We start from the raw sequence: 10,562 nt of genomic DNA, 5'->3' as shown, positions 1-10,562 counted from the left end.
CCGACAGCCTGCGCGTGAGCGGCACGCTGGCGCCGTTGCTGGCGAGCCTGCACGCCGCCGGCGCGGCGCAGGTCGAACTGCTCGGCGGCTACCTGGCCCAGGCTGGCGGCGCCGGTTCCGGCGGGGTGAGCGGATGACCGTCGCCGGCCCAGCGGGAAGCGCCCTCGCCAGCGGTTCCGATGTTGTGGGTGACGGGCAGACCACCGCTGTCGGGGTGCTGAGCACCATGGTGGCGGCCTGCCACGCCGCGATCTACGTCGCCTCGACCGTCGGCGGCGCGCTCGCCCCGCTCGGTGCGCCCGCCGCCGTGGCCCGCCAGCTCGCCCATGACGCGTGGATCGCCCACCAGCGGCTGCGCGACGACCTCCTCGTCGCAATCCAGGCTCGCGGCGCCAGCGCGCCACCCGCGCAGGCGGCCTACCGGATCCCCGCCGCGCCGATCACCGTGCCGACGGCCCTGCTCCTGCTCGCGCAGGTCGAGGACTCTGCTGCCGCCGCCGCGCACGATGCCACCGCCGGGCTCACCGCCGACACCCGCCGGCTCGCTGTCGACGCGCTCGGCGGCATGGCGATCCGCGCCCAACGAGCCCGCCTGGCCGCCGGCCTGCCACCGGCGACGGCGACCCGCGCGCTGCCGGGTACCTGAGGCCCCGACGACTCAGCGGGTGGTCCACGCTCCAGGGTCGTTGCTGAGGATCGTGACGTGCTCCGGAAGACGGCCACTCGCCACCTCCGCGAGGGTCACGTTCTCCAGCACACGCCGCAGGTTCACCCGCACGGCGATCCACACGTCCTGCAGGTTCTTGGCCGCACCCTCGTAGTTCGCCTCCTCCGGGCGCCGGCCGCGGACGCTGGCGAGCGGCCCGTCGGTCACCCGGATCACCGCGGCCACGGTGATCTCTTCCGCGGGGCGCCCCAGCTGGTAGCCGCCGTCGGCGCCGCGCCGGCTCTGCACGAGCCCGGCGCGGCGAAGGTCGGTCAGGATGTTCTCGAGGAACCGCAGCGGAAGGTCCTGGGCCACGGCGAGCGCCTCGCCCTTCACCAGCTGACCGTCGCTCGCCGCCAATGTCAGGAGTGCGCGCAGCGCATAGTCGGCGCGAGCGGAGATCTGCATGGAGCCATTCTGCCGCCCGCCGCCGATCGGCGCGTTCACCAGGTCCGCGACGCCTCGGACGGCCTCGTCGCGCCGCCCGGATCGCTCACCCCGGCCCGGAGCCGCCATCTGCGCCAGAACCTCCGGCGCCGCCGGTGAAATCAAGGTCCCCGCCGACGGATCCGATGTCCACCGACGCCGGGCCGCCGGCACGCGAGCGACCCCGGGCCGCGCGCACCGCGGTGGTGCCCTCCGCGATGAGGCCGCGACGCTGCCTCATCCGCTGGTCGGCGGCATTGAAGACGGCGTCCACGACGACCCCGACGATGAAGATGGTGATCATCGAGGCCATCACGCCGACCGTGTCGTTCAGGTCCCGGGAGTTCTGTAGGTCGGCGCCGGCCGAGGGATGTCCAGGGACGATCACCAGCAGCTCGCCGGCCATCAGACTGCGCCACGCGAACGCCCAGCCCTGCTTAAGCCCGGCGAGCACCGAGGGCAGCGCCGCCGGCGTGACCACGTACCGGTACAGGGAGAACCCGTTGGCGCCCATACTGCGACCGACCCGCACCAGCAGGGGCGGCACGTAGTCGACGCCGTAGATCACACCGTTCGCAATCGAGGGAGCGGCTCCCAGAACCACGACGAACAGGATCGCGGACTCGCTGAGCTGGAACAGCAGGATCGCCAAGGGGAACCAGATGATCGAGGGCATGGTCTGCAGCGAGGTGATGAAGGACCCCACGGCCGTGCGCAGGATCGCGAACCGCGAGACCGCGACGCCGACGACGCTGCCGATCACCACGGCGAGCGCATACCCCTTCAGCGCCCGCACGAGGGTGCGAGCCAGCCCCTCCCAGAAGTGGCTGGTGCCGACGCGGTGGACAAACTCGGTCAGCGCCTTGTCCGGGCCGGGGAGCACGTAGGAGGGCTTCCAGCCGCTCCAGACGACGAGCTGCCACAGCAGCAGGAACAGCGCGAGGGCGCCCAGTTTGGGCCAGGTCGCCGACCAGGCCCGGACGGCCAGGGGGCGCCGCGCAACGGTGGGGATGTCGAGCGCGTCCAGCCCGGCCAGCGTCGGGTCGACGTCGGGCACGGCCAGGTCCTTCGCCCGGGATCGGCTGGCGACCTCGGTCTCAGTGGCCATGGCGGCCCACCTCCTCACGCAGACGTGTGGTCACCTTGGTGGCAAGTTCGGCGACGCGGGTGGAGTCGATGCGCCGCGGCCGGTCGATGTCGACATCGAAGACCTCGGCGACGCGGCCCGGCCGGGACGACAGCAGCACGATGCGGTCGCCGAGGCGCACCGCCTCGCGCACGTCGTGGGTGACGAAGATGACCGTGACGCCGGTCTCCCGCCAGATCCGCTCGAGCTCGTCGTGCAGCAGGTCGCGGGTCATCGCATCGAGGGCGCCGAACGGCTCGTCCATGCAGAGGATGTCGGCCTCCTGCGCGAACGCCCGGGCGAGACTCACCCGCTGGCGCATGCCGCCGGACAGCTCGTGCGGACGCCGGTCCGCCATGCCGGCCAGACGGACCATCGCGAGCAGTTCCTCGACCCGCTGGCGGCGCTGCGCCTGGCGGACCTTGCGCAGCCGCAGCGGTACCTCGATGTTGCCGCCCGCGGTCAGCCAGGGAAGCAGCGCGGAGTCCTGGAACATCATCCCGACGCGGCGACCGGTGGTGTCCACCGTTCCGCTGCTCGGCGCGTCGAGACCGGCAATCAGACTGAGCAGAGTCGACTTGCCACATCCCGACGCGCCGAGCAGACAGAGGAACTCCCCGGACCGGACCTTGAGTGAGACGTCGTCCAACGCATGGACGCGCGCGGCGCCGGAGCCGAAGAACCGGCTGACGCCGTCGATGCGCAGCGCGGTATCGGAGAGGACTGCGGTCATGGAGAGCTCCCCCGTCGCATGGCCTGGACGCGCCCCGCTGCGGCGGGGCGCGTCCAGTGGTGGGTCAGGAGTCGGAGACGGTCGGCTTGCCCTGCTTGGACAGGACGTCGTTGAGGATCGTCAGATCGAAGATCCCATCGAGCTTCGGGTTCTTGAGCAACCCGAGGTCCGACGCGTGCTGGGCGGACACCAACAGCGACTTGGCGATCGGGTCCGGCGTGAACGTCAGCGACTTCCACGACGAAGCCAGCACGCTGGCGCTCAGCGGCTTACCGGCAAGCTTGCCCAGCGCGGTGTTCGTGGCCGTCGCACCGGCGGCGCGGTCGGCGTTGAGGCCGTTGATCGACTCCACGTTTGCGGCGACGAGCCGCCGGACGATCTCCGGGTTCTTCTTGAGGTAGTCGGTGCGCACGATGAGCAGGGTCGTGACGAACTGGCCCTTGGTCTCGGGCCACTGGTCGGCCTCGTTCACCAGGACCTTGCCGCCGGCCTCGACGAGACGGGACGCCGTCGGCTCGGGCACCCAGGCGCCGTCGATGGCCTTGTTCTTGAAAGCGTCGACGGTGATGGCGTTGTCCTGCGGCTTGATGGAGACGTCGCCGCCGCCCTGGGTGTCGGTCTTGAGGCCGTTCTTCTTCAGGTAGTAGCGCAGCGCCACGTCCTGGGTGTTCGCCAGCCCCGGGGTGGCGATCGTCTTGCCCTTGAGCTGGGCGACTGAAGTGATCTCCGGTCGCACGACCAGCGAAGCGCCGCCGGAGGTGGCGCCGGAGATGATCCGGATCGCCTCGCCGTTGGACTTGATGAAGCTGTTGACGGCCGGGTTCGGGCCGATGTAGCCGGCGTCGATGGCGCCGGACAGGATCGCCTCGGCCTCCTGCGTGCCGGAGTTGAAGGTGGAGGGCTTGAGCGTGACGCCCGAACCGAGGTTCTTGGCGAAGATGCCCTTCTCCGTGCCGTAGAGCGCCGGCGCGTGGGTGAGGTTCGGAAAGTACCCGAGCCGCAGCGTTCCGCTGGCCTGGCCGGGCGTGGAGCTCACCGAGGAGCCGCCGTCACTGCCCGAGCTCGAGCAGCCGACCACCGCCAGGGCGAGTGCTCCCGCGGTGACCAGTGGCGTCAGCGCGCGCCACAATCTGCTCGGTCTCATGTAAACCCCCAGTTCACGTGCGTCAAAACCAACGCCACGCATGTCGATCGATGCCATCGGGATGGTAAGCATGCCAGATCGGCCAGATCCTGGCCATGCGCCGGCATCGACCTGACATGGTTCAGCAACAATTCACCGACGACATCACGACACAAGGGGCAAAAGGGACGTCAAGGCGCAGGTCAGCGGGGGTTCGGTCGCCGGCACAGTGCGCCGGCCAGGCGCTCAGCGGCCGCCTAGAACAGGATTGAGGCGAAGGTACCGACGCGGCGGAAGCCGACCCGCTCGTAGATCCGGCGGGCGGCGTGGTTGAAGTCGTTGACGTACAGGCTGACCTGCGGCGCGAGGGCCGCTCTGGCCAGCGCGACGACGCTCGCGGTGCCCGCGGCGCCGAGCCCGCGTCCGCGCAGGGCGGGATCGACCCAGACCCCCTGGATCTGGCAGACGTCAGCGGCGACCGCGCCGATCTCCGCCTTGAACAGCACCCGACCATCGGCGATGTGCGCGAACGAGCGCCGCTGCCCGATGAACTCGGCGATGCGGGCGCGGTAGAGGGTTCCACCATCGGCCACCACCGGCGACACACCGATCTCCTCGGTGAACATCGCGATGCACGCGGGCAGCAGCACGTCGAGCTCATCGGGCCGGACGGGCCGGACGAGCGGGTCGGGGGCGACCAGCGGCGGCCCGTCAATGACGAGCAGCGGCTGGTCGGCCCGGACTTCACGGGCCCGGCCCCAGGTGGGTTCGAGATAGCGCCACATCGTCATCACCGACGAGGAGACCCCGACGACGGACGAGCACCGGCGGCCCTGCCGGCGGGCCCGCTCGGCGAAGAGCCTCGCCGACGCGGGTCCCGCCGCCACGGGCCAGAGATTGGCGCCGGAGTAGCACAGCGCGGCCAGCCGGCCATCGACCGTATGGCCCCACATCTCGGCGCCCAGCCGCCACGGATCGAGCCCGGCGGCCTCGATCCGGGAGGCTACGAAGACGTCAGCGACGGGATTGCGGGCCAGCAGCTCGCGGACCGCGGGAAGGTCCCGATCGTCCAGCAGACGCGTCGGCGCGGAGCGCAGCGGCAGGCCCATCCGACTGGTGCCTAGCTGACGGTAACTGTGGGCTCGCCGGAGGGCGTGCCACCGTCCGTCATCTCCTCGGCGAGGCGCATGGCCTCCTCGATGAGGGTCTCCACGATCTGCGCCTCCGGCACCGTCTTGATCACCTGGCCGCGGACGAAGATCTGGCCCTTGCCGTTACCCGAGGCAACGCCGAGGTCGGCTTCCCGAGCCTCGCCGGGCCCGTTCACGACGCATCCCATCACGGCGACCCGCAACGGGACCTCCATGCCTTCGAGACCGGCGCTGACCTGGTTGGCGAGGGTGTAGACGTCAACCTGTGCCCGCCCGCAGGACGGGCAGGAGACGATTTCGAGCTTACGCTCCCGCAGTCCCAGGGACTCCAGGATCGCGGCGCCGACCTTGACCTCCTCGACCGGCGGTGCCGACAGCGAGACCCGGATGGTGTCGCCGATGCCCTCGGCGAGCAGCGCGCCGAAGGCGACCGAGGACTTCACGGTGCCCTGGAACGCCGGGCCGGCCTCGGTCACGCCGAGGTGGAGGGGGTAGTCACACGCCTGGGCGAGCAGGCGGTATGCCTGGATCATGACGACCGGGTCGTGGTGCTTCACCGAGATCTTGATGTCACGGAAGTCGTGCTCCTCGAACAGCGAGCACTCCCACAACGCCGACTCGGTGAGCGCCTCGGGCGTGGCCTTGCCGTACTTCTCGAGCAGGCGCTTGTCGAGCGAACCGGCGTTGACCCCGATCCGGATCGGGGTGCCGGCGGCCTTCGCCGCCCGGGCGATGTCGCCCACCTTGTCGTCGAACGCCTTGATGTTCCCCGGGTTCACCCGGACTGCGGCACACCCGGCGTCGATCGCCGCGAAGACGTACTTCGGCTGGAAGTGGATGTCCGCGATCACGGGGATCGGCGACTTGCGAGCGATCGCCGCGAGCGCGTCGGCGTCGTCCTGGCTCGGCACGGCCACCCGGACGATCTGGCACCCCGAGGCGGTGAGCTCGGCGATCTGCTGCAGGGTCGCGTTGACGTCCGAGGTCAACGTCGTGCACATCGACTGGACGGAGACCGGCGCGTCACCCCCGACCGGGACGGTGCCCACATTGATCTGCCGGCTCTTGCGCCGCGTTCCAAGCGGCCGGGCCGGAGCGGTTGGCATGCCCAGAGTAACGGTCACGTTGTCCTCACTGGCGAATCGGAAAAGGTTCGATGTGCGACTGATTCGGCCTGTCGGCTGCGGGACGCAGGGCAGTTACACGCACGTGACCCGCGCGGCACCGCACAGGTCACTCGTGCGGGATCACTGGTTCAGGCGGATGGGATTGACGATGTCTGCGGACAGAAGGAGCAGGCTGAACCCGAGCAGAACAGCAACCGTGGCGTACGTGGCTGGTAACAGCTTGGCGAAATCCACTTTTTGTACGGGTCCACGGTAACCTCGCAGCCTGCGCAGACCATGCCTGGCCTGTTCGAAGCCGAGGACGGCGATATGGCCACCGTCCAGCGGCAGCAGCGGCAGCAGGTTGAAGATGCCGACCGCGAGGTTGATGGCGGCGACCAGGACGAGGAACTGGCGAACCCGGTCGAGCGCGGAGGTATCCGGCGCGGAGGCGACGTCCCCGCCGATGCGGGCGGCGCCGACCACGCTGATGAAGCCCTCGGGATCACGGTCGTTACTGAAGATCTTACCGAGGTCGTCCAAGCGGTGGGTCAACGTGGTGTACATGCCGGTGAACCCGGACCCGATCACGCTGAAGGTCCGCGGAACGGCTTCGATCGGGTTGTACCGCACCGTCTCCAGGCCGGGACGGACGCCGAGCGCGCCGACCCGATCATTGCCGGCCTCGCCGGTCACCCGGTTGCGGCGGACCTCGACGAGATCGGGATGCAGCGTCAGGTCCTTGCCATCGCGGCGGACCACGAGCGTTGCCGGACCCGCGCCGTGCTCCCGCACCCGGCGGGTGAACTCCTGCCAGGAGCCCAGCGCGGCCCCGTCGAAGCTCACGATCCGGTCTCCGGCCCGCAGACCGGCCGCCGCCGCCGGCCCCGGCCCGGTGCAGCTGGCGGTCGTGGCCACGCAGCTCGTTGTGCCGATCTTCGACTCGCTGACCTGCGACAGCCCCAGGCCGACCAGAACTCCGTAGATCAGGACGATGGCGATGATGAAATGCACGAACGACCCGGCGGCCATGACGACGAGCCGAGCCCGCGCACGGGCGTTGTAGAACGCCCGCGGCTCATCCGCGGCGTCGATCTCCTCCAGCGGCGTCATTCCCTCGATCTTGACGAATCCGCCGGCGGGGATCAGCTTGATCCCGTATTCGGTCTCGCCGCGCTGGCGGGACCAGACCGTGGGACCGAAGCCCACGAAGAACTTCGACGCCTTCAGGCCGTAATGGCGGGCCGTGACGAAGTGACCGCCCTCGTGCGCCACCACGGACACGAGCAGCGCCGCGGCGAACGCCACGATCCCGAGAATCTCCATCAGGCGCGCCCCCGCCGCTGGCGGCAACACCGGGCCGCGACCACCCGGCTGGCCATGAGTGTGGGACGAATCACACCGTTTCCCGTTCACTCTCGCGCTGGATCAACCGCTGCGCCGCGGCCCGCGCGTCCCGCTCGGTGGCGAAGACCTCTTCGAGCGTGGGGTGATCGACGACTTGGTGTTCCGCGATGACCTCGGCCACCAGATCAACGATACGGACGAAGGGCAGTCGTCCGGCGAGGAACGCGGCCACTGCTTCCTCATTGGCCGCATTGAACACCGCGGGCGCCGTTCCGCCTCGGCGACCGGCCGTGCGGGCGAGGTCCACCGCCGGGAAGGCGACGCCGTCAAGCGGCTCGAAGGTCAGCGCCTGGGCACGGGTCCAGTCCATCGGCGGTTGCGCCGCGGGCACCCGATCCGGCCAGCCCAGGGCCAGCGCGATGGGCAGACGCATGTCGGGCGGGGACACCTGGGCGATGGTGGACCCGTCGGTGAACTCCACCATCGAGTGCACCAGCGACTGCGGATGGACGACGACCTCGATGTCGTCGTACGGCACACCGAAGAACAGGTGAGCCTCGATGAGCTCGAGGCCCTTGTTCATCAGGGTGGCCGAGTTGATCGTCACGAACGGGCCCATGTCCCAGGTCGGGTGGGCGAGGGCCTGCTGCGGGGTGACCGCCGCGAGCTCCTCACGACGGCGGCCGCGAAACGGCCCGCCGCTCGCCGTCAGAACGAGCTTGCGCACCTCCTCCTGCCGCCCCCCGCGCAGGCACTGGGCCAGCGCGGAGTGCTCGGAGTCCACCGGGACGAGGCGGTTCGGATCGCCGCCGAGCGCGTCGAGGACCAAGGGCCCACCCGCGACCAGGGACTCCTTGTTCGCGAGCGCCACCGTGTGCCCCGCGGCGAGCGCCGCGAGCGTCGGCGCGAGGCCGACGGAGCCGGTGATGCCGTTGAGCACGATGTCGCAGGGCCACGCGGCGATCTCACTGGCCGCGTCCGGGCCGGCGAGGATCTTTGGCACCGGGAACTCGCCCTTGCGGTAGCCCCGCCTCGTCGCCTCGGCGAAGAAGGCGAGCTGCAGGTCCTGCGCGGCCGAGGCCGCAGCAACACCCACCGCCTGGACCCCGAGGTCGAGTGCCTGGGCGGCGAGCAGATCCACCCGGGAGCCGCCGCCCATCAGCGCCACCACCCGGAAGCGCTGCGGATTGCGGCGCACGACGTCTATAGCCTGGGTTCCGATCGAGCCGGTGGACCCGAGCAGAACAACTTCACGCAGGTTCGAAGCCTCCACCACACGACCATTCTCGCAGGCCGCTCGACGGCTCGGTGCCGCCCTGTTCGGTTCATGACAGGTGCCACCCGAAGATGCGCAATGGGACCAACGGCGGTCACCGGCCAGGACGTCCGCTCCCCCGCCTCCTGCCGGACGGTCCGCCTCCGCCTGCAGAGATGGCTGTACTCAGCCGTTCGAGGCCGTCGGCGAGGGTGTTGGCGTCTCCGTCGGGGCTGCGCTCGGCTCCGGTGCCTCGGTCGATCCGGCGTCAGGCGGCGGCGTCGCGCTGACCGACGGTGACGGTTGGCTCGGCGCCGCGGACGCGGTGGTCGAGGCACTCGGGGATGGTGAGCCTGGTCTCAGGGGTGGCACCGACGAGCCAGTTACCCCGCCCGTGCCGCCCGCGTCCGAGGTAGGGGTGTACCCGAAGTAGATGAGCACGACGCCGGAGGTGTTGAAGGCGTCCGAGGTAGGGCCGAGCGCCGGGCGGGCCGCCGCGCCCGGCCAGGTGTGTCCCGCACCCGCCATGGCCAGCAGTCCGACGTCGCGGCCGTTCGGACAGCCCGGCCACACGGTGCGTGCCCACGCCGCGGTGTCCCGGGCCATCTGCGTGGCCCCACTGCAGCCGAGCGCGGAGGCGTAGCGAGCGAGCCGGTCTGCCGCCGGCTGCGCGGCGAAGGCCGCGAACGGAGCCGGCCGGGGCGGCCCGCCCCCGTCGATGGGCGCGATGGCGTCGGCCGTCCCGTGAATCTCCAACAGGCTCGTCGTCGGCCTGGCGCAGGACACGGGCAGGACACTCGAGGCGACCGTCACCGCGGCCGCGAATCGATCCGGCAGCGCGCACAGGGTGGTGAGCACCATGTTCGCGCCATCCCCGTAGCCGGTGGCGAAGATCCGCCGCTGGTCCAGGCACATGCGACCCGTGAGTTCGTTGAGGAGCAGGCCGGTGAACAGGACGTCGTCAGGGCCGACCGCCGGGGATCGCGGGAAGTTCCAGCGCGACCGGGCGCCGACGGGCGCGGCGAGGGCGAAGCCGGCGCGTGTGGCCTGGTCCGCCAGCCTGGTGTAGCCCTCCAGGTCATCGGTGCTCTGGTCGAGATCGTGGAAGGTGACGATGAGCGGCAGCGCGTGCCCCCCGGTCGCGCCGGCGGGCACGGCCAGGACATAGGAGCGTTCGGCACCAGCCACCTGCAACGTCCGCGTGCTGATCCCGGCGGGCAGGGTTCGCCCGGTGACGCATCCGCTCGTCGGCGGCGGCGGCACGGTGGGCGCCGGAGTCGCCGACACCGCCGCCGCGCCGCGGTCCTGACCACTGTCGGGCCCGGACCCCGCGGGGTGCGCCGCGGTCGACTTCGCCGGCCCGGGATCGCGAGAGACGGCGTACCACATCAGTAGCAGCAGAACGCCGGCCGCCGCGATGATCGGCAGCCAGACCGTGTTCGTGGTGCGGGTGCGGTGTCGCAGCGATCCGCGGCGCCGGCTCGCCGGACTACCGAGGGACACGTGTTCCGTCAGCCTGGGAACCCGCCGCGGCCGCGGCCCGGTGCGGTCGTCCCGCTGCCGCGGTCGGTTCGGCGGCCAGCTGGCCG

At 70.8% G+C, this 10,562-nt stretch carries 10 protein-coding genes; 1 reads left to right on the top strand and 9 read right to left on the bottom strand.

The genetic code is table 11. The features are described 5' to 3' along the window. Positions 1-133 precede the first annotated feature (133 nt). A complete protein-coding gene (locus tag MXD58_RS11435) occupies positions 134-646 on the top strand; it encodes a DUF4439 domain-containing protein (protein WP_248838256.1) in 513 nt (170 codons plus the stop codon). A gap of 12 nt (positions 647-658) precedes the next feature. On the opposite strand, the gene MXD58_RS11430 is transcribed toward MXD58_RS11435, so the two are convergent. The 9 genes from MXD58_RS11430 to MXD58_RS11390 form a co-directional block, all read right to left on the bottom strand. Then, a complete protein-coding gene (locus MXD58_RS11430; RefSeq protein ID WP_248838255.1) occupies positions 659-1,114 on the bottom strand; it encodes an RrF2 family transcriptional regulator in 456 nt (151 codons plus the stop codon). An 85-nt stretch (positions 1,115-1,199) separates the two neighbouring features. Further along, positions 1,200-2,240, bottom strand: a complete 1,041-nt coding sequence (locus tag MXD58_RS11425; protein WP_248838254.1) for an ABC transporter permease — start codon at positions 2,238-2,240, stop codon at positions 1,200-1,202. After that, the gene (locus tag MXD58_RS11420; protein WP_248838253.1) at positions 2,230-2,991 is read right to left on the bottom strand and encodes an ABC transporter ATP-binding protein; all 762 of its coding nucleotides are present in this window, start codon (positions 2,989-2,991) and stop codon (positions 2,230-2,232) included. Before MXD58_RS11420 ends, MXD58_RS11425 begins: the two co-directional genes overlap by 11 nt. A gap of 64 nt (positions 2,992-3,055) precedes the next feature. Next, a complete protein-coding gene (locus MXD58_RS11415; RefSeq protein WP_248841317.1) occupies positions 3,056-4,135 on the bottom strand; it encodes an ABC transporter substrate-binding protein in 1,080 nt (359 codons plus the stop codon). Between the two features lie 236 nt (positions 4,136-4,371). Then, entirely contained in the window at positions 4,372-5,223 is an 852-nt protein-coding gene (locus tag MXD58_RS11410; protein WP_248841318.1) for a GNAT family N-acetyltransferase, read from the bottom strand. An 11-nt stretch (positions 5,224-5,234) separates the two neighbouring features. After that, on the bottom strand, positions 5,235-6,389 hold the full coding sequence (ispG, locus tag MXD58_RS11405) for a flavodoxin-dependent (E)-4-hydroxy-3-methylbut-2-enyl-diphosphate synthase (protein WP_248841319.1): 1,155 nt from the start codon (positions 6,387-6,389) through the stop codon (positions 5,235-5,237). 123 nt (positions 6,390-6,512) lie between these two features. After that, positions 6,513-7,697 (bottom strand): M50 family metallopeptidase, encoded by a 1,185-nt coding sequence (locus tag MXD58_RS11400; RefSeq protein ID WP_248841320.1) that lies wholly within the window; start codon positions 7,695-7,697, stop codon positions 6,513-6,515. 70 nt (positions 7,698-7,767) lie between these two features. After that, on the bottom strand, positions 7,768-8,991 hold the full coding sequence (dxr, locus tag MXD58_RS11395; protein WP_248841326.1) for a 1-deoxy-D-xylulose-5-phosphate reductoisomerase: 1,224 nt from the start codon (positions 8,989-8,991) through the stop codon (positions 7,768-7,770). A gap of 168 nt (positions 8,992-9,159) precedes the next feature. Further along, on the bottom strand, positions 9,160-10,562 hold a 1,403-nt coding region (locus MXD58_RS11390), incomplete at its 5' end, for a CE1 family esterase (protein WP_308301944.1).

Origin of the sequence: Frankia sp. AgKG'84/4, assembly GCF_023242965.2 — a bacterium.
Lineage (GTDB): Bacteria > Actinomycetota > Actinomycetes > Frankiales > Frankiaceae > Frankia.
The sequence above is the reverse complement of the archived record's forward strand: the minus strand, read 5'-3'. Positions and strand labels throughout refer to the sequence as shown.